This window comes from Kurthia sp. FSL E2-0154, from assembly GCF_038003625.1.
GTDB lineage: Bacteria > Bacillota > Bacilli > Bacillales_A > Planococcaceae > Kurthia > Kurthia gibsonii.
Genome location: NZ_JBBOPO010000001.1, coordinates 1,119,794 through 1,143,430 on the forward strand (window position 1 = coordinate 1,119,794; position 23,637 = coordinate 1,143,430).

General features: G+C 34.5%; 31 protein-coding genes and 1 riboswitch. Of the genes, 14 read left to right on the forward strand and 17 right to left on the reverse strand.

Annotated features, from left to right (window positions below; all coding sequences use genetic code 11):
- Window positions 1-76 precede the first annotated feature (76 nt).
- From MHB75_RS05425 to MHB75_RS05435, 3 genes are all read right to left on the reverse strand, one after another.
- Window positions 77-937, reverse strand: a complete 861-nt coding sequence (locus tag MHB75_RS05425) for an RsiV family protein (RefSeq protein ID WP_340996339.1) — start codon at window positions 935-937, stop codon at window positions 77-79.
- 1 nt (window position 938) lies between these two features.
- Complete coding sequence (locus tag MHB75_RS05430; protein ID WP_087680805.1) at window positions 939-1,448, reverse strand: RNA polymerase sigma factor; 510 nt, start codon at window positions 1,446-1,448, stop codon at window positions 939-941.
- 111 nt (window positions 1,449-1,559) lie between these two features.
- Window positions 1,560-2,681, reverse strand: coding sequence for a sensor histidine kinase (locus MHB75_RS05435; RefSeq protein ID WP_255314749.1), 1,122 nt, complete (start codon window positions 2,679-2,681; stop codon window positions 1,560-1,562).
- A 146-nt stretch (window positions 2,682-2,827) separates the two neighbouring features.
- Here MHB75_RS05435 and MHB75_RS05440 point away from each other — a divergent pair, with 146 nt between their 5' ends.
- Both MHB75_RS05440 and MHB75_RS05445 read left to right on the forward strand, forming a co-directional pair.
- Window positions 2,828-3,229: a PadR family transcriptional regulator gene (locus tag MHB75_RS05440; protein ID WP_340996342.1), complete on the forward strand. Its 402-nt coding sequence runs from the start codon at window positions 2,828-2,830 to the stop codon at window positions 3,227-3,229.
- Window positions 3,204-3,359: a hypothetical protein gene (locus MHB75_RS05445; RefSeq protein WP_340996344.1), complete on the forward strand. Its 156-nt coding sequence runs from the start codon at window positions 3,204-3,206 to the stop codon at window positions 3,357-3,359. Before MHB75_RS05440 ends, MHB75_RS05445 begins: the two co-directional genes overlap by 26 nt.
- A gap of 45 nt (window positions 3,360-3,404) precedes the next feature.
- Here MHB75_RS05445 and MHB75_RS05450 read toward each other — a convergent pair whose 3' ends face one another.
- Complete coding sequence (locus tag MHB75_RS05450) at window positions 3,405-3,863, reverse strand: hypothetical protein (protein ID WP_340996346.1); 459 nt, start codon at window positions 3,861-3,863, stop codon at window positions 3,405-3,407.
- A 99-nt stretch (window positions 3,864-3,962) separates the two neighbouring features.
- Window positions 3,963-4,060: riboswitch (TPP riboswitch) on the forward strand.
- A 143-nt stretch (window positions 4,061-4,203) separates the two neighbouring features.
- Here MHB75_RS05450 and thiM point away from each other — a divergent pair.
- The 8 genes from thiM (at window position 4,204) to MHB75_RS05490 (ending at window position 9,964) form a co-directional block, all read left to right on the forward strand.
- Complete coding sequence (thiM, locus tag MHB75_RS05455) at window positions 4,204-4,959, forward strand: hydroxyethylthiazole kinase (RefSeq protein WP_340996349.1); 756 nt, start codon at window positions 4,204-4,206, stop codon at window positions 4,957-4,959.
- Window positions 4,959-5,783 (forward strand): bifunctional hydroxymethylpyrimidine kinase/phosphomethylpyrimidine kinase, encoded by an 825-nt coding sequence (gene thiD / locus MHB75_RS05460; protein ID WP_340996351.1) that lies wholly within the window; start codon window positions 4,959-4,961, stop codon window positions 5,781-5,783. The genes thiM and thiD overlap by 1 nt, the downstream gene beginning before the upstream one ends.
- A gap of 25 nt (window positions 5,784-5,808) precedes the next feature.
- A complete protein-coding gene (thiE, locus tag MHB75_RS05465) occupies window positions 5,809-6,423 on the forward strand; it encodes a thiamine phosphate synthase (protein WP_340998576.1) in 615 nt (204 codons plus the stop codon).
- A 263-nt stretch (window positions 6,424-6,686) separates the two neighbouring features.
- Entirely contained in the window at window positions 6,687-7,574 is an 888-nt protein-coding gene (locus MHB75_RS05470) for a LysR family transcriptional regulator (RefSeq protein ID WP_340996353.1), read from the forward strand.
- Between the two features lie 81 nt (window positions 7,575-7,655).
- Window positions 7,656-8,033, forward strand: a complete 378-nt coding sequence (locus tag MHB75_RS05475) for a CidA/LrgA family protein (RefSeq protein WP_340996354.1) — start codon at window positions 7,656-7,658, stop codon at window positions 8,031-8,033.
- A complete protein-coding gene (locus tag MHB75_RS05480) occupies window positions 8,017-8,688 on the forward strand; it encodes an LrgB family protein (protein ID WP_141273966.1) in 672 nt (223 codons plus the stop codon). Before MHB75_RS05475 ends, MHB75_RS05480 begins: the two co-directional genes overlap by 17 nt.
- A 403-nt stretch (window positions 8,689-9,091) precedes the next feature.
- A complete protein-coding gene (locus MHB75_RS05485; protein ID WP_340996355.1) occupies window positions 9,092-9,838 on the forward strand; it encodes a pirin family protein in 747 nt (248 codons plus the stop codon).
- A gap of 9 nt (window positions 9,839-9,847) precedes the next feature.
- Complete coding sequence (locus MHB75_RS05490) at window positions 9,848-9,964, forward strand: pirin-like C-terminal cupin domain-containing protein (RefSeq protein WP_340998577.1); 117 nt, start codon at window positions 9,848-9,850, stop codon at window positions 9,962-9,964.
- Between the two features lie 75 nt (window positions 9,965-10,039).
- Here MHB75_RS05490 and MHB75_RS05495 read toward each other — a convergent pair whose 3' ends face one another.
- Complete coding sequence (locus tag MHB75_RS05495) at window positions 10,040-10,333, reverse strand: hypothetical protein (RefSeq protein ID WP_340996356.1); 294 nt, start codon at window positions 10,331-10,333, stop codon at window positions 10,040-10,042.
- Window positions 10,334-10,400: 67 nt separating this feature from the next.
- Window positions 10,401-10,814: a hypothetical protein gene (locus tag MHB75_RS05500; RefSeq protein WP_340996358.1), complete on the reverse strand. Its 414-nt coding sequence runs from the start codon at window positions 10,812-10,814 to the stop codon at window positions 10,401-10,403.
- Window positions 10,815-11,217: 403 nt separating this feature from the next.
- On the opposite strand from MHB75_RS05500, the gene MHB75_RS05505 reads away from it, so the two are divergent.
- Window positions 11,218-11,979, forward strand: coding sequence for an alpha/beta hydrolase (locus MHB75_RS05505; RefSeq protein WP_170214746.1), 762 nt, complete (start codon window positions 11,218-11,220; stop codon window positions 11,977-11,979).
- 65 nt (window positions 11,980-12,044) lie between these two features.
- Here MHB75_RS05505 and MHB75_RS05510 read toward each other — a convergent pair whose 3' ends face one another.
- The 3 genes from MHB75_RS05510 to MHB75_RS05520 all read right to left on the reverse strand — a co-directional run bounded on the left by MHB75_RS05510 (window position 12,045) and on the right by MHB75_RS05520 (window position 15,727).
- Entirely contained in the window at window positions 12,045-12,683 is a 639-nt protein-coding gene (locus MHB75_RS05510) for a LysM peptidoglycan-binding domain-containing protein (RefSeq protein WP_285216108.1), read from the reverse strand.
- 411 nt (window positions 12,684-13,094) lie between these two features.
- Complete coding sequence (locus MHB75_RS05515; protein ID WP_340996361.1) at window positions 13,095-14,495, reverse strand: YfcC family protein; 1,401 nt, start codon at window positions 14,493-14,495, stop codon at window positions 13,095-13,097.
- A 200-nt stretch (window positions 14,496-14,695) separates the two neighbouring features.
- Window positions 14,696-15,727, reverse strand: coding sequence for a glucosaminidase domain-containing protein (locus MHB75_RS05520; protein WP_340996362.1), 1,032 nt, complete (start codon window positions 15,725-15,727; stop codon window positions 14,696-14,698).
- Window positions 15,728-15,926: 199 nt separating this feature from the next.
- On the opposite strand from MHB75_RS05520, the gene MHB75_RS05525 reads away from it, so the two are divergent.
- Both MHB75_RS05525 and MHB75_RS05530 read left to right on the forward strand, forming a co-directional pair.
- Complete coding sequence (locus MHB75_RS05525) at window positions 15,927-16,496, forward strand: undecaprenyl-diphosphatase (RefSeq protein WP_340996364.1); 570 nt, start codon at window positions 15,927-15,929, stop codon at window positions 16,494-16,496.
- 177 nt (window positions 16,497-16,673) lie between these two features.
- Window positions 16,674-16,871: a hypothetical protein gene (locus tag MHB75_RS05530; RefSeq protein ID WP_068453309.1), complete on the forward strand. Its 198-nt coding sequence runs from the start codon at window positions 16,674-16,676 to the stop codon at window positions 16,869-16,871.
- 168 nt (window positions 16,872-17,039) lie between these two features.
- Here the strand turns inward: MHB75_RS05530 and MHB75_RS05535 are convergent, their stop codons facing one another.
- The 8 genes from MHB75_RS05535 to MHB75_RS05570 all read right to left on the reverse strand — a co-directional run bounded on the left by MHB75_RS05535 (window position 17,040) and on the right by MHB75_RS05570 (window position 21,688).
- Entirely contained in the window at window positions 17,040-17,306 is a 267-nt protein-coding gene (locus tag MHB75_RS05535) for a hypothetical protein (RefSeq protein WP_068453307.1), read from the reverse strand.
- A 110-nt stretch (window positions 17,307-17,416) separates the two neighbouring features.
- Window positions 17,417-18,052 (reverse strand): DsbA family oxidoreductase, encoded by a 636-nt coding sequence (locus MHB75_RS05540; protein ID WP_340996367.1) that lies wholly within the window; start codon window positions 18,050-18,052, stop codon window positions 17,417-17,419.
- A 9-nt stretch (window positions 18,053-18,061) separates the two neighbouring features.
- Window positions 18,062-18,412: a rhodanese-like domain-containing protein gene (locus MHB75_RS05545; RefSeq protein WP_340996370.1), complete on the reverse strand. Its 351-nt coding sequence runs from the start codon at window positions 18,410-18,412 to the stop codon at window positions 18,062-18,064.
- Between the two features lie 13 nt (window positions 18,413-18,425).
- Window positions 18,426-19,199: a sulfite exporter TauE/SafE family protein gene (locus tag MHB75_RS05550; protein WP_340996372.1), complete on the reverse strand. Its 774-nt coding sequence runs from the start codon at window positions 19,197-19,199 to the stop codon at window positions 18,426-18,428.
- Between the two features lie 29 nt (window positions 19,200-19,228).
- Entirely contained in the window at window positions 19,229-19,456 is a 228-nt protein-coding gene (locus MHB75_RS05555) for a sulfurtransferase TusA family protein (RefSeq protein ID WP_141274377.1), read from the reverse strand.
- A 56-nt stretch (window positions 19,457-19,512) separates the two neighbouring features.
- On the reverse strand, window positions 19,513-20,634 hold the full coding sequence (locus tag MHB75_RS05560; protein ID WP_340996375.1) for an MBL fold metallo-hydrolase: 1,122 nt from the start codon (window positions 20,632-20,634) through the stop codon (window positions 19,513-19,515).
- A gap of 84 nt (window positions 20,635-20,718) precedes the next feature.
- Window positions 20,719-21,114 carry a DsrE/DsrF/DrsH-like family protein gene (locus tag MHB75_RS05565; protein ID WP_340996378.1) on the reverse strand — a complete coding sequence of 132 codons (396 nt, stop codon included), beginning with the start codon at window positions 21,112-21,114 and terminating at the stop codon, window positions 20,719-20,721.
- Between the two features lie 19 nt (window positions 21,115-21,133).
- Window positions 21,134-21,688 carry a sulfurtransferase TusA family protein gene (locus MHB75_RS05570; protein ID WP_340996380.1) on the reverse strand — a complete coding sequence of 185 codons (555 nt, stop codon included), beginning with the start codon at window positions 21,686-21,688 and terminating at the stop codon, window positions 21,134-21,136.
- Between the two features lie 250 nt (window positions 21,689-21,938).
- Between MHB75_RS05570 and MHB75_RS05575 the strand changes: the two genes are divergently transcribed.
- Window positions 21,939-23,633: a methyl-accepting chemotaxis protein gene (locus MHB75_RS05575; protein ID WP_340996382.1), complete on the forward strand. Its 1,695-nt coding sequence runs from the start codon at window positions 21,939-21,941 to the stop codon at window positions 23,631-23,633.
- Window positions 23,634-23,637: the final 4 nt, after the last annotated feature.

The window sequence follows — 23,637 nt, forward strand, 5'->3', positions numbered from 1 at the left end:
TTATTTATATTTAAAATAAATATGTAATATAAAAACCTATCACTTGTTTTAAAAAGTGATAGGTTTGCGTTTGAATTTATCGAATATATTGGTTTGATACAAGTAATGATTGAATAGCTTTTGTTGGAATAACAAATTTCACTGGTCCCATACTACCTGGAGCTACTTCATATTCGTTGAATGAAATAACTAATTCATGTTTCTTGTTAATATAGAACGATTGATTTGCTTGAATTTGATCAAAACCATCTGTTGATTCTGAGTTCATCCCTTTAATAAAATAGACTTTTTCGCCTTTGCTATCAGCCATTTGTTTTTTCATTTGTTGCTTAATTTCATCTGAAATCACTTGAACATAGTCTTTATTTTTAAATAGTGACGGTAATGTAATCACTTGTTTTAATGTAGGATCTACTACATCATACTGTAATGTTGTTGCACTACTTGCTTCTGTCTCCGTTGTTTCACGTTCAATTACAAGTAATTGTTTTGTATCTTGTAATACACGATAATCACTTGTTACACTCGCATGTCCTTCACCTTTTAATGCTTTCATACGTTGTTCAAACTTTGTATATTGCTCTTTTGCTTCTTTTTCATATTTTTCATTCAATGTTTGTTCAACGTCTTTATTTTCTAAGTCTCGTACTTTTGGTGTTTTAATGTCTGCTGCATACTGTTCATCTTCATATTGGAACGTCATCGCTTGGAACACATGACCAACGACAGGCATTCCTCCCATCGCACGTGCAACTGATGCATTGGTATTTAATGTAACGAATAAAGCAATAATAGCTGCTGCAATTGCTGCACTCATCCAATACGGACGATAGTTTTTCTTCTTTGTCCCTAATTCTTTTCTCACCATTTGTTGTAGTTCTGGTGGAATCGGTGTATTTTTATAAGCTGTTTGCTCTTTTTTTAATTTTGGATTCATATTAGAATTCCTCCTCCGTTTTTAAATCAGCACGTAATAGGCGTAATGCCTTATATAAACGTGTTTTAATCGTATTTGTATTTTCTTCTAAAATAAAAGCAATGTCTTCAATTTTTAAGTCTTCAAAGAATCGTAAAATTACAACTTCACGATAAATCGTCGGTAAGTCGTCAAGCGCGTGCTCTAAATCAACATTTTCATAAGCATCATGAAAATTTCTTTGATTCGCTTGTAATTGTTCATCTTCCATCACTTGAACTCGTTTATGTTTTCTTAAAAAATCGAGTGATGTATGTACAACAATTTTATAAAACCAACTTTTTAATTTTTCTTTTTCGATTAGCTTTTCATAAGACTGCATTGCTTTTTGGATACTATCTTGTACGACGTCCAATGCATCTTGCTCATTTTTTGTATAACTATAAGCAAGGCGATAAAAATCGTTTTGATAGCGTTCGATTAATTGGATCAGCTGATCATCGTAGTGTAGCTTTTTACGCGTAAATTTCATGCTAAGGGCTCCTTCTATGTTTGTATACGTGTAATAGACGTATGTCCTTCTATAAAAAGTTTGCATTTAATATAAAAAAATGAGGTACGCTTTTCTGCGCCCCTCATTTCTTTATATTTCCTGATACACAATAACAAAAGGTACAATGATTGTAACCGTTGTTCCTTTGTTTTGTTCAAACTTCACTGTACCATTGACGAATTGAATCCGTTCTTGGATGCCTTTAATTCCATTCCCCTGCTCACCTTGCTCTTGATTATAACCAATACCATCATCTGAAATCGTCATACGAATTTCTTTATCTGTTTGTTCAATACGAATCGTACATTTTTTTGCTTGACTATGACGCACGATATTATTAACGACTTCTTTTAAACACATACTTAATGTATTTTCTAAAATGAGTGGTACTTCTTCAAGTTTTAATTTTCCTTTAACTTTTAAATCGATATTAGCAATTTCTAAAATCTGTTGGACATGCAATAATTCATCTTCAATTTTTATTTTTTTCATATCGGATACCATTTCACGCACTTCTTTTAATGCCATACTTGCCGTTTTACGAATATCTGATAGCTCATTTTTCGCTTGTTCTTGATTTTTATCAACTAAACGAATCGCTAAATCGAGTTTAAGACCAATCATTGATAATTTCTGTCCAAGTGTATCATGTAAGTCACGTGCAATTCGTTGTCTTTCTTCTACAACACTTAATTCAGAAATACGATTCTCTGCTGATTTCAACTTATTTTCTAAGCGGTCACTCTGTGTACGGCTGAATAAATAGAATGGTGCTAAAATCGTACCGAACACGATGACAACCATGAATGGAATTTGCTGAATATAAATAGCCGTTTCAATGAAAAAGCCACCAATAATCGCACCAACTGTTGCCGCAATGTGTAAGCCATACATAATATAAAAGCCGACTTTACTACGAATACGTCCAATTAAAAATGACGTAAAAATAGAAAAATAAAAATAGCCATATAAAATCGACATAACGGCATTTATAATCATCTCAAATGATAGCCACATATACGTCAAACCACTTGGTAGTTTGAAATCTAAATACACACAAATCAAATATGTAATCAGAATGGCTGCTGCAATGCTTTGCGTCGTATGATCTTGATTTTTAAATACTGAATAAAATGGAATAAAGCAAATAAATACCCATGCTAAAATACTTTGAATGGGATGTTTCGGTATAATAGAATACCATTTTGACACACGCGTTCAACTCCTTAATTCTCTGTCTATCATATAACAAAATACTGTTTCAAGCTAGAAACATCTTGTTTTCTGTAGTTTCCTTTTACAATATCGTGTACTATTAAAATGACGACGTAAATTTCATTTATTGGAGGCATCAAGTGATGTTAATTCAACTTTTTATTTTAGGGATTTTATCTGAAAATAATTACCATCCCTACTTTATCAAAAAGCTCTTCACAAATATTGTTGATATTGATCCAAGTTTTAAATTAAGTGATGGAAAACTTTATTATCATTTCGACTCGTTAGAAAAAAAAGGATATATTAAAAAAATCGAAGTCATTCATACAGAAAATCGTCCTGAAAAATCCGTTTATGCCATTACAAATGCTGGACGTGCGTATATGGTAGAACTCATTTATAAAACATTCGACTCGATTAATTTAGCAGATGTACAAAGTCTCTATATTCCTATTTTATTTTTAAAGTATGTTGATTTAAAACGTGTAATTGGTCTATTAGATCAGGCAATCGAGCGTGAGAGTAAGCGAATCGATTATTGAAGCTGGTTCACATCCTTCTGTAAAAGATGTTGATTATATTCAATTAATTATCCGACATGCAGATCGACAATTTAACGAAAACTTAAAATGGCTACAAGATATTCGTGACGCAATTGCAGAACATATTTAAGCATACAAAAAAGACTTAGGTACTGAGCCCAAGTCTTTTTGTTATTTAATCTGTCACTTTACTACGGAATAAACTTCCTAACGAAAAAGCAATTGTATGAATGATTAAAAAGACAGATTCATTAAAATACCAATCATTTGTATAACTATTAAACGGTGAACGACCGTAAATAATCGATTTCGGATCATTCCATGTTCCGCCAAAAACTTCAATTTGGCTTGTTACATATTGATATTCTGTACCGCCTGCTAAAATAAAAATCACGACTATAATAAGAAGTGCTGATGCCAGCTTACCTTTTGTTGCTGTTTCAAAAAAAGATACGCCAACGCTCCACGTAATAAACAGACTGACACACAGGAAAGGCACTAATAAAACAATTAAAAAGAAAGCGGGATTTAAGTTTCCAACTTTTTCAGTAGGGCCCAACGTAAAATAATAATTGATGACCATGAAACCTAAAAAACTAATCCCTAAAGAAATATACCACGATAGATTTTTCACACAATTTCCCTCCATACTTGTTCTCATTATACAAGACAACCTATTTTTACTAAAGCGGAACCTTGCAAAATGATCTAAATATGGTATGCTCTAACCATACTAGATTTGCGGGGGGACTCTTAGGAGTTGAGAAGGTAAAACCTGACCCTTTGAACCTGTCAGTTAATACTGGCGTAGGGAGCAGCTGTTTTTCGCATGTAATGCTGTTCTACGATTAATTCGTTGAGCAGCTTTTTTATTTTTATAGTGAAAAAGCAGAAACCCGTCCTCTAATTTAGTGAAACTGAGTATGAGAAGCTTCATGAATTTGCTTTTCATTCATCAATGGAGGTAACTAAAAATGAGTATCCAATCAATTCATTCAACGAAACCAATTGTTCACTGTATTACGAATTATGTCGTAACAAACTTTACTGCAAATGGACTTTTAGCAGTAGGTGCATCGCCCATCATGGCGGATGAAATACAAGAAATGCATGATATTGTTCAAATCGCAAATGGATTATTAATTAATATCGGTACGTTAAATACACGCACAGTCGATGCGATGATATTAGCTGGACAAGCTGCAAATAAAAAAGGGATTCCAGTCGTTTTAGATCCTGTAGGCATCGGTGCTTCTAAATATCGTAAACAAACAGTCGAACAACTATTACAACATGTACAATTTACAGCCATTCGCTGTAATGCTGGTGAGTTAGCGGCTCTTGCGGAAATTAAAGTCACCTCTCGTGGTGTCGATGCAGGTGAGGTGTCTTTTGAAATTGAAGAAGCAGCTAAACAAGTCGCAACACGCTACAAAACGATTGTTGCTGTAAGTGGTGTAGAAGATTTAATCACAGATGGCACGACGGTGCACATAATAAACGGCGGACATGCATGGATGGAACAAATTACAGGAGCTGGTTGCTTATTATCTGCTCTAACAACTGCTTCAATCGCATCACATACAGACGCACTACAAAGTGTTATCACAATTCACAAAGACTATAAACAAGTCGCAGAAACTGCTCATCATCACAGCAATGGTATTGGCGATTTTCAAATGCACATCCTAAACCAATTACAACAAATGAGTTTTGGAGGGATTAAATAATGTTTCCAATTACACTGACGATTGCCGGATCTGATTCAGGTGGTGGTGCTGGTATTCAAGCTGATTTAAAAACATTTCAAGAATTGAAAACATTCGGTACATCTGTTTTAACAGCTGTTACAGCACAAAATACGTATGGCGTACAAGCTGTTCACGCGTTACCCGAAGATTTTATTGTGGAACAATTACAGTCGATTCAAAGCGATTTTAATGTGAATGCACTAAAAACGGGGATGCTTTTTTCAGCATCTATTATTGAAGCTGTTTCAAAACAACTAGAGAATATACAAGCACCTATTATTGTCGATCCCGTCATGATTGCAAAAGGTGGTGCTACACTACTGCAACAAGAAGCGGTTGATGCGATGATTACTCACCTATTCCCACTAGCGACTGTTCTCACACCGAATATTCCAGAAGCAGAGACACTGACAGACATGAAAATTCAAACTTATGATGATGTTGAACAGGTAGCTAAAAAATTACTCGCTATGGGACCTGAAGTCATTGTGATGAAAGGTGGACATTTTGCACCTGAACAACAAGCTGCGATTGACCATATTTTCTTTAAAAATGGCGATAAACTATCCCTTTCTACTCCGCGTGTTCAAACGAAAGACACTCATGGTACAGGATGTACGTATTCAGCAGCACTAACTGCCTTCTTAGCAAAAGGTCTACCAATGAAAGAAGCACTCATTGAAGCAAAAAGATTTATCCATGCGGCTATTTCACATGGTTTAGGTATTGGGCATGGCCATGGTCCGACGAATCATTTCGCTTATAACACAAAAGCAAAAGTGGAGGTCGAGATAATTGAATAAACAATTACTTGAAACGTATTTTATTATGGGAAGTCAAGATGTTGTAGGTGATCCTCTATTAGTTTTAGAAGCTGCATTACAAAATGGGATTACTTTATTTCAGTGGCGAGAAAAAGGTGAACAGTGTTTAACAGGTGACGCTTATCTTCAATTTGCAAAAGATTGCCAAACTCTTTGTAAACGCTATGACGTTCCCTTTATCGTAAATGATGATGTTGAATTGGCAATCAGACTCGATGCAGACGGGATTCATGTTGGACAGAATGATGTCGATGCAAAGAAAGTACGTGAACAACTACCGCATAAAATACTCGGTGTGTCTGTTCATACACAAGATGAATTACAACGAGCAATTCAGGACGGTGCTGACTATGTTGGAATCGGCCCTGTTTTTTCAACACAATCTAAAAAAGATGCAAAAAAACCTGCTGGCACAACATTTTTAACAGAAGCTGCAAAAACTACTCCTACCTTACCGATTGTCGCAATCGGTGGTATTCAACCCGAGCATGTTTACGATTTACGTCAAGCTGGCGCTGATGGTGTATCAATTATTTCTGCCATTTCAAAAGCAGAAAACCCTGGTGAAGCGACACAGGCTTTTCGTAAAGAAAATGAACGCTTTTTACAACAACTTTAATACTTATGTAAACAGAATGGGACAAAGCATTTCAGCTCCTTCTCAGCGTTTACAATAAAAAACTGGAACCATAACTACAGTGTGATTCCAGTTTTTCTTATGCTCATGTAGGATGGTGTTTTTTACACTTATGTCTCAGCCTGTTTCTTTTTCATCCAAAAGTCTTAAATAAAATATTTTTACAGAAGATTTAGAGCATTTCATTATTTTTTCTATACAAAATGTTACAATAAATGTATTCTAATGCATTTGGAGGCTTACATATGGACGTTAGACAATTAATTTATTTTACAGAAGTAGCAAGACAACAAAGCTTTACAAAAGCTGCTGCTTCCCTGCATGTAACACAACCAACACTGAGTAAAGTTGTGAAGCTACTTGAAACAGAGTTGAATACGACTTTAATTGATCGTTCCCAACGAAAAAGCGTACTAACAGATGCAGGCGAATTAGTTTACGAGCGAGCACTCAAAATTATTCAAATGGTCAATGAAGTACATCTCGTATTAGAGGACTTAGAAGATTTAAAAAAAGGACATATTAAACTCGGTATGCCACCGCTTATTGGCATTTTATTTTTCCCTGAAATGATGAAAGCTTTTCAAAAAATCTATCCTGAAATTACGATTACACTAGACGAAGTGGGCGCAAATATCGTAAAAGAGCGTGTATTTGATGGTGATTTAGATGGTGGGTTTGTTATGTTACCTGCACATGAAGAAGATTATGACTTACTTCCATTCACTACAGAACAAGTACAGCTTATTGTTCATCACGATCATCCTCTTGCTGCAAAAGCGAATGTATCAATGCTCGATTTAAAAAATGAAAAAATGTTGTTATTTAGTGACGACTTCACAATTCATGACCGTATTACCGAAGAATGTGAAAAAGCAGGATTCATGCCAGATGTCGCATTTATTAGTTCACAGTGGGATTTCATTAGTCAAATGGTCGAACATAATTTAGGGGTAGCTCTTTTCCCGGAATCCATCGCTGCAAAAGCGAATGCAGACGTCATTAAAACAATCCCTGTGTACCCTGTCATTCCTTGGGAGATTTCATTCATTACGAAAAAAGGACGCTACTGTTCACATGCAATGAAAAAGTTTATCGAATTTATTAAAGATAATTATTCCGAAATGGAATAGAAAATATAAAAATATTTAATTTTACGAATGGTTAAAACAGGTGTACAATTAATATAGACTTATTAGATAGAAGGAAACTATATGAAAATTATACAAATTTGTGTGCAAATTTTAATCATTACAACTTTTTTACTCATAGGGAATACGATACATTCGTATGCACACTTACCAATTCCGGGAAGCGTCATCGGTCTCGTACTTCTTTTTTTAGCACTGTACCTCCGTATTATTCCATTAAAAGCAGTAGATGTTGGTGCGAAATTATTAACTGCGGAATTACTTTTATTTTTTATCCCTTCAGCAGTGGGAATTATGAATTACCCTGACTTATTCGGTATAGTGGGTATAAAACTTATTATTATTATTTTTATAAGTACAGTTTTTGTCATGATGGGTACAGGCGTGACAGCTCACTTTCTTTCCAGAAAGAAGGTGCAAACAGATGATTTCAAGTCTTAGTCTCGGTATCGTTTTAACTTTATTTATTTATATGCTCAGTAAAATGCTCGCAAAGCGTTATCCATATCTTTGGCTTTCACCTCTTATTATCTGTCCTGTTACGCTCGTACTATTTTTAAGTGTGTTTCATGTTAACTATACGACATACGCGCGTGGCGCACACTATATTAGTTTATTATTAGGTCCTGCAACAGTGGCTTTTGCAGTTCCTATTTATAAAAATCGCGCGTTAATTAAACAATATGCTACTGCTATTCTTGGTAGCCTCGTTATTGGGGTAATCATTGCTTTCACATCATCTTATTTTTTAGCAAAATCATTAAATTTTTCAAGTCAGATGGTTCATAGTATGATGCCACGCTCAATTACAACACCGATTGCCATGGATCTTTCTACCATGCTAGGTGGACAACCCAATCTAACAGCGATTTTCGTTATTGTCACTGGATTAGCTGGTAGCATTGTTGGGCCGCTAGTTATTCGATTCATGCGAATTCGCAGTGCTTCAGCTCGGGGTTTATTACTCGGTATGGGTGCGCATGGTTGTGGCACATCAACTGCTTTTTCCATTGGTGAATTGGAAGGATCTTTCGCTTCTGTTGCGATGATTTTAGCAGCGCTTGTTAGTATTATTTTATCCATCTTTTTCTTTTAAAACTAATATCCAATAAGAAAGAAGTCGCCCTAATATACAAGGCGACTTCTTTCTTATTAATATATATTAATTTTTCAACAAGATTCTCAATTCATTCTTCTTGAATAATTTTTCAAGTAAATTATATTGATTTCCGAAGTATCAACAAAAAGTCGCACGATTAATCCTCACTTTTTTGTTATTTGGTCAAACTTAACTTCTTCTAACATTTGTAGATACTTTCATTCTTTATACGTCTCTATTTCTATTTTCTTCAGATTAATGATGTAAATTGTAGCTTATACGACATATCTGAAGTTTTGTTGCTAGGTTATTTAATCAATTCAAACTATAATAAATTAAACGATGGCTATTCAAATAAAAAGTAGAAATAGCACTACTTTATATCGAAAGAAGGAATTTCATGACACAAACATCACGCTTCATACGAGAAATAAAAGACTTTTGGTATCCTACTTATAATCAAAATGGTTACCCGCATGTACAACAAGCTTTTCTTTTACCACCTGAAAGACAAACAGAATTTGATCCCTTTATTTTATTAGCTGAAGATTGGTTTAAACGTGGCGTATTCGGTGATCATCCACATCGTGGTTTTCAAACTGTAACGTATGTAGTAGATGGACGTTTAGAGCATATCGATAATGGTGGAGGATACAGTATATTAGATGCTGGTGACATACAGTACATGAATGCGGGATGGTCAGCACGTCACGCTGAAGAGGCTTATGAAGATGATTTAATTCACACTTTACAGCTTTGGTTGAATTTACCCAAGGCTTTAAAAAATACCGAAACAAGCTATCAAAATATTCGTTTAGAAGATGCACCAGTTGTTGCCATCGAAAAAGGCTTCATTCGAATTTATTCTGGTGAGTTTTTAGGTGTAAAAGGTCCCATGAATAGTTTAGTTCCGATTACAATGACCGAAATTACGTTATATGAAGGAGCTGAATATACCCATATTCTTCCAGAAAACCATAATGCTTTTCTTTATATGTTAGCTGGTGAGATGACTTTTGGTGAGTCATCTACTTCTCTTAACAAAACAGGTGTTGCAACGATTTCTTATAATGAAGATATAAATGCTTCAAAAGAAAGTGAATTAAAAATAACAGCGAAAACACGTGCAAAGGTACTGATTTATTAAGGTGTACCTATTCGTGAACAAGTGGCATTAGGTGGTCCTTTTGTGATGAATACACGCGCAGAGATTATGGAAGCTTTTCAAGACTTACAGCGTGGCGTATTTGGTCCACCTGCTATTAAAAAATAATCGTTTGAATCAGAAAAAGAGCAGAAAGGCATATGCCCTTCTGCTCTAAATTTTCGTTCTGTATTTATTATTTCTCTACTTATTCTTTTTGCGTTGATCGGCATGTGTTGCTTGTTTACGATTTCGATCATTTTTATGCTCAATTGCAGTAGCTTGTAACTCAATATAGAGTGATATGACGACAATGGCAATAACCGAAATGATGACAATGATTTGGAACCAAAACGGCCAATCAAAACCTAGAATATACAATGTTGCTGAAATAATAAAGAAAAAGTAAGCGATAATTCGTGCTTTTTGTCTCCACCAAATCTGTAGTACAACAAATACTAGAAATAATATGAGCGCAATCACTTTTACATATTCCATATCAACACCTCGTATTCATCATACCATGTTTTAATACAGGAAGCTAAAGTTTTAAAATTGATACACACTATGTAAAATATGAATTGGCTTTTAAATATGAAAATGACTCAGCAAATGACTTTCTCAGTTCATCTCGCATAGAACCGTTTGTTGTTTTAACAATTTGTCCAAAAATTTTATACTGTGTTAATTCTGGGTCTTTTAACTTTACGATATCTGTAGACATTACATGAATTAGTGCTTTTTCATTTTGTTCACGGATTCCTTTAATTAATTCAATTGCTGGCATTGTTTCAACTAAATCTAAGCTGATGTAATACAACTCTGCTTGATCTGCCCCTAAAAAGCGTATAATGCTTGACGGCTTTCTTGTTGTCAAATTAAATTCTGCATTGATACCTTTTACTTTAGCAAATTTAAATAATGTACTATGTACCAATTCAATATATGAGTAATCTTCTTCACAAATTATTACTTTCATATTACTTTCCCCCAAAGCGATGTTAAATCGTGCTTTCTCTATATACAATCTATATCATAATATCGTTAATATTATCACTAAGATGGTATTTCTTTCAACAAAATTCGACAAATTAATCTTTTATTTTTTATTTTTTACATTATATTACACTTTTTTTAACAATAAAGGTTATAAAAAGTTATTTTATAATTATTTACGTTTATAAAGAAAGAAAATCTAACCATTTATTTTATAAGATAAAAGTTAAAAAAACTCTTGTTTTTATAGGTGTTTTTTTTATTTTTCAATAATTTTTAATTACCATAATGCAACTTTATATTAAAAATACATTTTTCGACAATTCCATTTCGTTAATAATTCTCTTTTTTGGGGTATAATAATGAAAAGAGGAGGGATTATTCGTATGACTGAATCAACAAAAATTCATGCACAACCTTTCGAAAAGACCGGGAAAGATGTAGGCATCTTTTTAATTCATGATTTTGGTGGCTCCCCTGCACATTTATATCCAATCGCCACTGCTTTTGCAGATGCGGGTTATTCTGTTAAACTTCCTCGCTTACTTGGACATGATACGTCCCCAGAGGAATTAAATCAAGTAAATTATACGGAAATTTTAACATCTCTTGAACTAGAATTTGAACCATTCTTTGAAGAAATGGAATACATTATTTTACTCGGCTTCGCAACAGGTGGCGCACTTGCTCAACAACTTGCTACAAAATATGAAGTTGAAGGACTTATTTTAATCAACTCTCTCTTCCAACCACCTTTAAAATTAATGGAGGATGCTGAAACAGCTTTAAAACGAGATGTTGACTATGTTCCACGTGGTACAGTAGATGTTAAAAATGAACGTGCTGAGCATGCACTTTATGCTAAATATCCAACACGACTCATTTTAGAATTAAAAGAAGTAAGTGAAAAAATTCAAGAACAAGCTAATCTCATTACAACACCCGTCTTAGTATTACAGTCTATTGAAGATCATGTATATCCACCTTCGAATGCAGATCACCTTGTGAACGCTTTTAACTCACGTGAGAAGCATTTAATTATGTTATATGATAGTTATCACTACGCTGTAATTGATTATGATCAACAACGCATTTTTAAACAGTGTTTATATTTCGTGAAGGGATTGGACCCTACACGCGAAGATTAAATAGTATGTAACACAAAATGAGAAGTGGCTAAAAGCCATTTCTCATTTTTTCTATGGAATTTGAATTAGTACCAGCCGTTTGAAACCCAGAATTGTTTTGCTTTTTCCCATGAACCATAACGTTGTTTTACATAGTTATCCGCTACACGTTCTTGGTTAGCTGCTGAATAGTCACCATTTAAATAGGATTTATCTAATTGGTATTTACCAATATATTTACCTGTTGCACTTCTTGCTTCATATGAGTTGCTTGATTCTTTTTGTGCAATCCATGATTTCGCTGAAGATGATGAACCTTGGTATGATGATGCATTACTTGCTTTTTGTGTTGATTGATATGACTTTGTTTGTGTTTGTGCTTGTTGTTTTTGTTGTACTGGCGCTTTATATGTTGATTTTGCTTGTGTTTGTTGTTGCGCTGGTGCTTTATATGTTGATTGTGTTGTTTGTTGTTTTACAGGAGCTTGGTAAGTTGCGTTGCCATTGCCGTCACCAACTTCTAGTTGAGCGCCTGCATAGATTAAGTTCGCTGATTTAATATGATTCATATTTTGAAGCGTACGCACTGTTGTATTGTGCTCTGCTGCTAATTTCGATAGTGTGTCACCTGATTGGATCGTAATTGTCTTCGCTGACGCTGTACCTGCGAATGCTGCTGTTGATAATGCGATGGCACCTGTCAGTGCGATAATTTGTTTTTTCATAATGTGAAATGTCCTCCTCGGTTTTTCTAACTGTCACTACTATACCAAACATAAATTTCAATCAGATGTCAGTTCATTCTCACGCATGTTACAACAACATTACACATAGTGGTATAATTTGGATGCAAAAACCTTGGATTGCTGCATTTTCACTAAAAACCGTATAGAATCAACATTTTAAACATCCATTTTTTTACTTCAACATTCTTTTCATTCAAAAATAAAACTACTTTTTTTATTTATTTTCTTATAAAATAATCGAGATTTCATAAAATTTTATCGTATTTTTTATAAATAACGGACTCTTATATGACAAAAACAGCTTCTATTTCAGTACATATAAAAAAAGATGAAAGGGAAATCCCTTCATCTCTTTTCTACATTATTTGAGTTTCTACTATTATATATTGGTTAAAACGGGCCGTAATTCATCGCATGTGCCACAATTAAAATAATAATGCTGACAATTACTTGTGCGATAAAGAATGGCATATACCATCTTACCCATTTATTCCACTGGATTCCCGCAACTGCAAGTGCAGCGATTAATGCACCATTTGTCGGGAACAGTAAGGCTGCAATCCCATCGCCTAGTTGGAAAGCGAGAACTGCCGTTTGACGCGTAACATTCACTAAATCAGCAAGCGGCGCCATAATTGGCATTGTTAAAGCTGCTTGTCCACTTTGTGATGGAATTAAGAAATTAATCACCATTTGAATAAACATCATCGCAACTGCTGTTAAAGCAGATGGAACACCTGATAACATATTGCTCATATAATGAAGGATTGTGTCTAATAAACCGCCTGATTGGAAGATAACAAGGACTGCCTGTGCTAAACCGATAATCAATGCACCACCAAGTAGTTCACTGGCACCTTTTACAAAGCTGTTCGCGATTTCTGATGGAATTAAACCACCAACAATCCCCATAATAATACCTGTCAATAAGAATAGACCTGCTAATTCAGGAATAAACCACTCATACAGTTTGACACCTAAAATAAGTACAACAAAGTTTAGCATGAATACGGTTAATACTAATTTATGACGTAATGTCATTTTTAACGTTTTGTCTTTATCTTTTGGACTAAACTGACCGAACTTACCGTAAATACCGAGTTCTGGATTTTTTTGGACTTTTGAAGCATGACGATAAATGAAAAAGCTCGCCATTAATACAAAAATAATAAATACGACAATACGAAGTCCCATACCTGAGAAGGTTGGAAGTTCTGCAATGCCTTGTGCAACTGCGGTTGAGAATGGATTTAAAAACCCGGCTGTGAAGCCCATCCATGCACCCATTACAACAATTGCAAAACCAGTCACTGCATCAAAACCAAGTGCAATGGTCAAAGGAACGATGAGTGCTACATAAACGGCAACTTCATCACTCATCCCCATTGTTGCACCACAAATCGCAAAGAATAGTACGAATACAGGGATCATCAATTTTTCTTTACGCTTCATTTTTTCAGCAAATGTCACAACAAATGTATCAAGCGCACCTGTTGCGTTCATAATACCGAAAACACCACCGATAATTAGTACAAAGAAAATCGTTCCTGCACCATTTACCATACCTGCATGAATACTTGTAAAAATATCTAGAAATCCAACAGGTGTATTGTCCACAAATTGAAAGGAATCGGCTACTAATATTTCACGTCCATCCTTCTCTACCTTATCAAACTGACCGGCAGGCACAAAATAAGTTAAAATAGCTGAAATCACAATTAAACTAAAAATTAATACATATGCATTAATCCCTTGTGCTGCTCTTTTTTTTGCTTTATCTCTCTTAAACATCTTGATGTATAACTCCTAACGATTGATTGAATATTTATGATATAAATTGTTTTTAAATGCAGTCATAATTATACATTCAAAAAATTTTTTATACAATACTATTTCAACTTTTTTCGACAAAAAACAAAAAAGAATACGTTTATACACTAATATTATCCACTTAAACGAATAATTGGCATAAACATATTCATGTACATACATTATTTTAAGGATTGTAAATAGATGATTTGCCCTTCATATACAAAAGAAGAGTCTAACTGATTCAAAATTAACAAGTTTTGTTCTGTTGTTTGATACTTTGCCGCGATACTCGATAACGAATCACCTTGCTGAATCACATAACGTAATGGTGTATTATTTTGTGCTAGATTTTTCTTATTCCCTCTTACATCAACAACTAATTTTTGTTTAATTTGAATGGTCGCATGTGTTAAACCATTCCATTTCTTTAATTGTGCTGTCGTAATACCATGTCGCGCAGCAATACTTGTTAATGAATCACCTTTTTTTACTCGATAGTATTTAGTCGGTGTATAAACAATCTTTTGAGTAGATACACCTGCTAAAACTTGTTGTCCATTTTGCTTTCCTACATTTTCTAAAATACTTTCTGGTTTCGCATTCGCTGTAGTTTCTGTTTCACCAGCTACAGTAGTCGATTTTAAATGATCAAATTTTGTTAAATCATAACGTTCAATAATTTGATTCAGCTTTTTACTATAGCTTAAGTCACTTGCATATCTTCCTGCTAAAATAGCTGTCGCATCTCTGTAACTTTTTGTATTCTCCTTCCAAGCTCCTGCATAGTATCTCGGGTTATGCGTTAACCCATTTCGAATTAGTTTTGCATAGTCTTCTAGAGATTCCGTATAGGATGTATATTTTTTGAATGTAGAACGTATTTGATATGTGCCGCTATCTTTATACTCTTTCGTTTGGAAGTTTGCACCTTGACCATTGTATTTTCCTTTCATACCAAAAAGATTATAAATCGGTGCTTGGCTTAACCTACTATTGCCATAATTACTTTCTAAAATAGTTTGTGCCAACATAACAGAAGCATAAATACCATATTGATTACTTAATCTGACAACCTCAGGTGAGATTTGATTGATGAATGGATGACTTGTAGATATTGGTGAGAGGCTTTGCTTTGGGGTAGCTTGCGCGTATAAAGATGAAGTCGTTAATGGTACAGCTAAAATACTGACCGATAATATCAAGCTAGACAACCTTTTTTTCTATACAATTAAAATACCACCTTTTTTACAAATAATGTATCATTCCACTTGTTTACATACCCGATATTTTTTTATCTTAACCTTTTTTACAAGAATGGAACCTTTCTCAAATTTTATAGTCTATGTAAAGAGATTGGCTATAAACTATGCTACAATAGCTATTGAAATTTAAAGGAAAAGAGTGACATCATTGAATTATGAATTACTAAAAGCCATTAATGATTTGGCTGGAAAATCTTCTATTGTAGATGCAATCATGATTTTCGCAACAAACTACGCAGTTCCTGTTTTTGCAACCGTCTTACTAATGATGTGGTTCTTTGGAAAAGAGTATATGAAAAAAACCGTTGTTTACTCCGCTCTTTCAGGTGTTCTTGGCATTTTAATAAATGTACTAATTAGTAAAATTTATTTTGAGCCACGTCCATTTGTGACACATGATGACTTAAATGTATTAGTAGATCACGCAAGAGACGCTTCATTCCCAAGTGACCATACGACAGGTGCAATTGCACTTGCTTTTGCGATTGCACTACGCAACAAACGAATCGGTATTGTCATGATGGTATTTGCACTTATAACAGGCTTTTCTCGCATGTATGTTGGAAACCATTATCCTGGTGATGTAGTAGTAGGTATCGTAATCGGTTTATTAGTCGCCTATACTATAAATAAACTGGCATTTTTAGTTGAACCACTTGCTAACTTTATTGTTACAGTTTATCGTGCGTTACCATTTGTACCAAAGAAAACAATATAATTGTTTTCTACTACAAAAGGGTAAACAATTTTCATACCGAAAGTTGTTTACCCTTTTTTATATGTTTTGTCAAATAAAAAAACTGAATTAATTGACAATTCTAACGATTAGATATATGATTAATTCACAAAGTTGACACAGTTTACGGAATGCTTCATACAAAAGGAGGAAATCATCATGAACATCTATGACATTATTTTAATTGCCGCAGGTTTGATTTCAATTCCCGTCGTTTGTGCAATCTGGTTAGACTTCTCTTATAGTAAAGGTAAAAAAGTTTCATTTTCTCTACCACGTATGTTAGGTTGGTACGCTGCAATCTTCGTTATTTCTTATGTACCAGCTGCATTTATGATTTACAACATGAAAAACTAAAAATGGTGATACATTTCAAACATACCTACCATAACGAAAAAAACCAAGCAGTGACTTGACGGACAAGTGACTACTTGGTTTTTTTGGCTCTTCTAACAAAAAAAGAAGCTACTTTATCGTAGCCTCTTTCATTTTATTGTTAACTTTTTCTTCCTTTGCGCTATGATTTTAAACACCAAGTGCTGTAGATAGCATAAAGATAAAGAAAATACCCCCAAGAATACCTAGAATATTTACAACAACTAATACATTTCTTTCTCCTTTATACACACTAACTGCAGTTAAAATTGCACCAATCATATATAAGAAGAAACCTAGAAAAATAAATACATTACTTGATAAAAAATCAATTGCTTGATCTGTAAATGGTGGCACTAGTAAAAATAAACCAACAAATACAAAAAAGAACGATGCTCGTGAAAATGCGCGTGACATAGTAACACTCCTTTTTTAAATCGTACAAAATCCCACTAGATAGCATACCATGAAACACATAGTAACTCCTAGTGGGATTTCAGAGATGACAAGAAATCGTACAATTTTTGTTAATTTTCACCAGCTGTTTGTTTTAACGTACGAATGAAGACTTCTTCTTGTTCCGCACCGATAATACCAAAGCGATTATCAAACACAAAGAAAGGTGCGCGGTCTACACCAATTTGTTGTGCATCATATGCATCTTGGTCAAGTTCTTGTTGGTAGTCTTGCTCATTTAAAATTCGTTTTGCTTCTTCTTTTGAATAGCCGAGTTCTTCAATTAAGGCAAATAAATATGCTCGATCTGCAAGATTTTCCCCTTCAACAAAGTGCCCTTGCATTAACCTTTCTGTCCATTCGTGTTCTTTTTGCTCTTTTGCCATCCATTTTGCAAGACGATGTGCATCTGCTGTATTGGCTGGAATCATTGTATCAAAATGATACGTTAATCCGACTTCTTTCGCATGTTGTTGTAATTCTGCTAAAAATGTATCAACTTTTTCAGCTCGTCCATCCATACTTTCAAGCAAATAATCTTTATAAGGTTGTTGAACGGCGCCTTGAATTTCTGGATGTACTTCGTAATTTTTATATTGAATTTCAATTGATTCTTGTATATTCGCTTTTTCAATTGCTTGCATAAGTTTTTGCTTGCCTATATAGCAAAATGGACACGTATAATCTGTAAAAACTTCAATTTTCATGATGTACCCCTATCTCCAGGCACTCATACCACCTCGTACATTTGTGATGTCTGAAAAGCCTAGTTTTTTTAATTGTTTACATGCCTGCATACTACGCATACCGCTCTGACAAATTACAACGACTTTTTTCGATGAATCGAGTGTACTGTAATTTGATCCCAGTGGCATATTTTTAAATTCTTTAATATGACGACTCTTATATTCTGCTGGTGTTCGAACATCTAAATAGATCGTATTTGCTGGTTTCTTTTTTAGTTGTTCTTTTAAATCGGCTGTTGTCATTTGATTTAAGCCCTTCGTCCCTTTCATACGTAGGACAAAAAATAATACAACGACAGCAGCTATAATGGCCCAAACCATATTGTTCCCCTCCTTATATTAAAATATCCAACCAAATTTTTGCGGCTGTTGCTAAAATCAGAATAGCTAGGAAAATTTGTAATGCTTTAATATTCATTTTTTTACTTACTTTTGTTCCAATAGGTGCTGCAATTAGACTTGCTACAATCATAATAATCGCGGGAATCCAGTCCACTTGCCCTGTTGTAATCTTGCCGATTGAGCCACCAATAGACGCGATAAACGTAATGGCAAGACTAGATGCAATCGTAATACGTGTTGGAATTCCTAGTACGACTAACATAATCGGTACGAGGATGAATCCTCCACCTGCTCCAACGATTCCTGATGCGACACCAACTAGAATAGCTAAAAAGAAAGCTAATCCCTTATTAAAAACAATGTCACCTTGTTGTTCAACTTTTTTCTTTGGTATAACCATCATAACAGCAGCTAATATTGCGAGTATACCATATACCATGTTGACACTTTCTTCATTAAAATAGCTTGAACCGAAGCTCCCGACAAAACTACCAAGTACAATTCCTGTACCCATCGTTAAAATGAGTGGTTTATGCAGTAAATTACTACCACGATAAGCAAGTACGCCCGCAACGGAAGCAAACATAACTTCCACTGCGCTAATACCTGATACTTGATGTGATGTAAATGCTGCAAAACCAAATAGTGGTGGTACATACAGTAATAATGGGAACTTAATAATCGCCCCGCCAATACCGAGCATACCTGAAATGAAGCTCCCAATTAATCCAATCCCAAATATGGTTAAGATCCATGCTATATCCACGGGAGTCCCTTCTTTCTAGATGAAGGTATTTATGCTTTTTGTAAGATAAATACGTATTCATCTCCATTTTCTTGTTGTTTCACAATCTTGTTGCCACTTGCATTTGCCCATGCTGGAATATCTGCTAATGCACCTTTATCTGTTACAGTTACTTCTAACACTTGACCTGATTCTAATTGGTCCATTGCTTTCTTCGTACGTACGATTGGCATTGGACAAGATAAACCTTTTGCATCTAGTTGTAAATCAATTTTCATTTTTATATCCTCTTTTCATTTTAATTATATAGAACTAGTTATTAACCCTCAAATACTTATCTTACTGCACAGCGGTTCGGTCCGATTTCCATCTCTGTTTGTTCATCAGCTGATGGCGTTAAACGTCCCATATTCACATGGCGAATTTGTGTATAAGCATTTGGTTGTGGTGGTAAGTGATCTGTTACTGTTTTACGGAATTCTTCTTCATCTTCGATATTCAAACCATGATTTTCTGCTAGTAAATCACCGAAGCGTTTACCTACTGTACCATCTTCATTTAATTCTTCAATAATCATAAAGTGCGCTGGTAACACGTATAAATCCGTACTTAATTGGCGATAATGATTGTAAAGTGTTGTACGTAAATCACCCACCCAATCTTCTGCTAAACCAGCTAAGTCTGGACGACCAATTGAATCAATGAATAAAATATCACCTGTTAAGAAATATTTTTCATCAATAATGAATGATGTAGAACCAATTGTATGTCCTGGTGAATAAATCGCTTGAATATCGATTTTAGCTTGACCGATTTTTACAGTTGTTGCATCTTCAAGTGGTACATAATCGAACACAACTTCTTCTGCATCTTTTGGCGGTAAGTAGTATGTTGCACCCGTTTTTTCTGCTAGTAAGCGACCTCCTGAAATATGGTCTGCATGTAAATGCGTATCGAATACGTAACGAATAACAGCATTTTTTTCTTTTGCAAAGTTTTCAAATACATCTGCAAAACGTACAGCATCAATTACTGCTGCTTCCCCTTCTGAAATTACCATATAAGACAGACAGCCTTTACCTAGACGAACGAATTGATACAATTCGCCACCCTTTTCTAAATCAGCTACTTTTAAAGGCTCTAAATAGCTACTCCAAGCTTTCATACCGCCTTCTAAATAACCTGCTTTTACGCCTGCTTCATCTAACATTTCAGTTACCATGACAGATGAACCTTCTTTTGCACATACAACTAAAATCTCTTTGTCTTTTGGCAATTGAGGTACTAATTTTTCGACACCATCTAGTAAATCGAAGTAAGGAATATTCATATATTCGAAGTTTTCACCGTCAATTTTCCAATCTGCAAATGCATCTTGATTACGTACATCTAAAATAAATAATTGTTTTTTATGAATGACATAGTTTGCTACTTTTTGAGCTGTCCATTTTTCCATTTTAGATTCCCCCCATAGGTATTATTTTTTCGTAAATAAAAGGGATGTCTATCTAGGGTAGACAAAACCCTGTTTGTCTTGTAATTAGAAGCTTAATGATGGTGCGGCATCTTTTGCAAATTCTAAGAATGTTACAGCACCACCTACATCGATTCCGTCAATTAAATCTTCTTTTTGAATATTCATAACGTCCATTGTCATTTGACAAGCGATGAATGTTACACCTAGATCTTGTGCCATCTCTACTAATTCAGGAATTGATGGTGCGTTGGCATTCGCAAAGCCTGCTGCTACTTGCTCACTACCTGCTGGTGCTGCTAAGTGGTGCATACCTTGTTTATGGATTAAATTTAAACCTTCGAATGTGAAGAAAATAGCTACTTCTTTTTCTGTTGCTGCTGCTGCAGTTGCGATATTGAATACTTTATAAGCGTCGAAAAGACCACCGTTACTTGCGATAATTGCTACTTTGTTGGACATAATTGTTTTCCTCCAATAATTAAATAGTTTTTTCTAATTCACCTGTGTATGCTGTCATACCAGGTAAAACATTATATACATGTTTAAATCCATGTTCTGCTAATTGTTGGCACGCTAAATCACTTCTTGTACCTGTTCTGCAGATTACATAGTATGTTTTTGTTTTGTCTAATTTATCCATATTATCAAATAATTTTCCAAAAGGAATTGATGTTGCACCTTTTATATGTCCAAAGGCATATTCAACTTCTTCACGAACATCTAATACGATTGAATCATTCGAAATATTCTGCACTTCTTCAAGTGAAGCAGTTTGTTCAAATGTTTTTTCACGTTCTTCTGCTTCGTTACATTTACGTAGGTAATGTTTTAACACAGAACCTTCTTCAACTAAACCAATGTACTGATGTCCTGTTGAAGCTGCCCAAGCTTGCAAATCCGCTTTTGAGCCCGCATCCGTAGCAATTACTTCTACTGTTTCGCCAATCTCCATTGTATTCATCGTTTTTTTTGTTTTAACGATGGGCATTGGACAAGCTAAACCTTGTACATCGAGTTGATAATCTGTTCTCATTTCTCTGCCTCCATATACCACTATGGGTATTTTTCTTTCTAAAAAAATAGGTTTGCGATAACGCATAACCGATTTCCTAGTTACACTATAGTATACCCCTATAGGTATTGTCAACAATTTAATTCAAAAGAAAAGAGTCACACTTCCAATAAAGCTATGTTGAAACTTTATTTATATTATCAAAAAAAACAATAGAATTATTTTTATGATTCCTTTATACTATTTTCATCGACAGTCAGGAGGAACCACAATGAAAAAGCTATTAAATTTTAAAACAATCAAAATGCGCATTTTATTTAGTTTTGCGATTGTTTTAGTTCTATTTTTAGGCTATGGGTATTATAGCCTAACCGTAATTAAGAATGTCCAAGATGGTATGAATGTTATGGTATCAAAAGATTTAAAACTACAAATTGCAAATCAACGCGTTGCATCGGATTTCTCTGTACAAATTGCAGCTGCACGCGGCTATATTTTGTCTGATGATCCAAATTATAAAGATATTTTCGAAGAATACAATAAGTCGCGAATGGAGAATGAACACATAATCAATCAAATTAGCGATAAAAAAATTGCAAAGGACTTAGTAGACAAAACAGACAGTTGGTATACATATATTCAAGATAAAGTATTTGCTGTATATGAAAAAGGTGATGTCAAAACTGCTGCAAAAAATTTAACTTCTGTTGATGAAGCAGGTACAGAAATCCGAAAAGGTTTTGAAGAATTAGCTGATTTACGTTCAGATGATATGAAAAAAAATGGTGAGGAACTTTATAAAATTGCTAAAAAAGGTAAAGTATATACATTTATTCTGGCAGTTATTATTATTCTTTTAACCATTGTTATCTCTATGCTTTCTGCTCGTGTTATTTCACAACCAATTATTACGATTACTGCTCGTCTGAAAAAGATTGCTTCTGGAGATTTAACTGAAAAGACAGTATCTGTTACACGCCGTGATGAAATTGGTCAATTAGGTTATGCTTCAAACGACTTAACAGAAAAATTACAACATACCATTGCTTCTATGCAAGATGTGGCACAAAACGTGGCAGGTCATAGTGATTCATTAGCACAGTCAGCCGATGAAATTAAACAAGGTTCAAATCAAATCTCTATAACGATGCAAGAATTAGCTGAAGGTACAGAAGAACAAGCATCGCACGCAAGAGAACTCTCTTCTTCTACAGATGCTTTCGTACAAGTGATTCGTACTGCAAGTGACAAAGGAAACGAAATTTATAATCATTCTACACAAGTACTTGATTTCACATCAAATGGTGCTGAACTAATGGAAAAATCAACAGACCAAATGAAAACAATTGATCAAATTATGAATCATGCAGTTGAAAATATGCAAGAATTAAATCAGGAATCGAAACAAATTTCCATGCTTGTGAAAGTGATTAATGGGGTTGCAGATCAAACAAACTTACTTGCGCTCAATGCTGCAATTGAAGCGGCACGTGCAGGTGAAGCTGGTAAAGGATTTGCCGTTGTGGCAGATGAAGTGAGAAAATTAGCAGAGCAAGTATCAAGTTCAGTAACGGATATTTCAAATATCGTTGAAAAAATTCAAGCGAATACAACATTAGTGTCCACTTCTTTAGAACATGGTTATGGCGAAGTTGTACGTGGCACCGAACAGATTCAAACAACGAGTGAAACATTCGAAACAATCCATAAAGCTGTGACTTCAATGGCTACAGGAGTTAAAAGCATCTCGAATGATTTACAAGATATTGAACAATCTTCACGTACAATTCAAGTAGCAGTCGATGAAATTTCATCGGTCTCAGAAGAATCTGCTGCAGGAGTAGAAGAAACAACAGCTACGATTCAACAAACAACAAGTTCAATGGAACAAATCTCTTCAAATGCTGATGAGTTAGCAACAATGGCACAACAATTAAATCAAATAGTACGTCAATTTAAGTTATAAAATA

Bases quoted from the DNA above. Each gene is read 5' to 3' on its own strand.
- MHB75_RS05425 (WP_340996339.1), bottom strand. From the start codon at position 937: ATGAATCCAAAATTAAAAAAAGAGCAAACAGCTTATAAAAATACACCG.
- MHB75_RS05430 (WP_087680805.1), bottom strand. From the start codon at position 1,448: ATGAAATTTACGCGTAAAAAGCTACACTACGATGATCAGCTGATCCAA.
- MHB75_RS05440 (WP_340996342.1), top strand. From the start codon at position 2,828: ATGTTAATTCAACTTTTTATTTTAGGGATTTTATCTGAAAATAATTAC.
- thiM (WP_340996349.1), top strand. From the start codon at position 4,204: ATGAGTATCCAATCAATTCATTCAACGAAACCAATTGTTCACTGTATT.
- thiD (WP_340996351.1), top strand. From the start codon at position 4,959: ATGTTTCCAATTACACTGACGATTGCCGGATCTGATTCAGGTGGTGGT.
- thiE (WP_340998576.1), top strand. From the start codon at position 5,809: ATGGGAAGTCAAGATGTTGTAGGTGATCCTCTATTAGTTTTAGAAGCT.
- MHB75_RS05470 (WP_340996353.1), top strand. From the start codon at position 6,687: ATGGACGTTAGACAATTAATTTATTTTACAGAAGTAGCAAGACAACAA.
- MHB75_RS05475 (WP_340996354.1), top strand. From the start codon at position 7,656: ATGAAAATTATACAAATTTGTGTGCAAATTTTAATCATTACAACTTTT.
- MHB75_RS05480 (WP_141273966.1), top strand. From the start codon at position 8,017: ATGATTTCAAGTCTTAGTCTCGGTATCGTTTTAACTTTATTTATTTAT.
- MHB75_RS05485 (WP_340996355.1), top strand. From the start codon at position 9,092: ATGACACAAACATCACGCTTCATACGAGAAATAAAAGACTTTTGGTAT.
- MHB75_RS05495 (WP_340996356.1), bottom strand. From the start codon at position 10,333: ATGGAATATGTAAAAGTGATTGCGCTCATATTATTTCTAGTATTTGTT.
- MHB75_RS05500 (WP_340996358.1), bottom strand. From the start codon at position 10,814: ATGAAAGTAATAATTTGTGAAGAAGATTACTCATATATTGAATTGGTA.
- MHB75_RS05505 (WP_170214746.1), top strand. From the start codon at position 11,218: ATGACTGAATCAACAAAAATTCATGCACAACCTTTCGAAAAGACCGGG.
- MHB75_RS05510 (WP_285216108.1), bottom strand. From the start codon at position 12,683: ATGAAAAAACAAATTATCGCACTGACAGGTGCCATCGCATTATCAACA.
- MHB75_RS05515 (WP_340996361.1), bottom strand. From the start codon at position 14,495: ATGTTTAAGAGAGATAAAGCAAAAAAAAGAGCAGCACAAGGGATTAAT.
- MHB75_RS05530 (WP_068453309.1), top strand. From the start codon at position 16,674: ATGAACATCTATGACATTATTTTAATTGCCGCAGGTTTGATTTCAATT.
- MHB75_RS05535 (WP_068453307.1), bottom strand. From the start codon at position 17,306: ATGTCACGCGCATTTTCACGAGCATCGTTCTTTTTTGTATTTGTTGGT.
- MHB75_RS05540 (WP_340996367.1), bottom strand. From the start codon at position 18,052: ATGAAAATTGAAGTTTTTACAGATTATACGTGTCCATTTTGCTATATA.
- MHB75_RS05545 (WP_340996370.1), bottom strand. From the start codon at position 18,412: ATGGTTTGGGCCATTATAGCTGCTGTCGTTGTATTATTTTTTGTCCTA.
- MHB75_RS05555 (WP_141274377.1), bottom strand. From the start codon at position 19,456: ATGAAAATTGATTTACAACTAGATGCAAAAGGTTTATCTTGTCCAATG.
- MHB75_RS05560 (WP_340996375.1), bottom strand. From the start codon at position 20,634: ATGGAAAAATGGACAGCTCAAAAAGTAGCAAACTATGTCATTCATAAA.
- MHB75_RS05565 (WP_340996378.1), bottom strand. From the start codon at position 21,114: ATGTCCAACAAAGTAGCAATTATCGCAAGTAACGGTGGTCTTTTCGAC.
- MHB75_RS05570 (WP_340996380.1), bottom strand. From the start codon at position 21,688: ATGAGAACAGATTATCAACTCGATGTACAAGGTTTAGCTTGTCCAATG.
- MHB75_RS05575 (WP_340996382.1), top strand. From the start codon at position 21,939: ATGAAAAAGCTATTAAATTTTAAAACAATCAAAATGCGCATTTTATTT.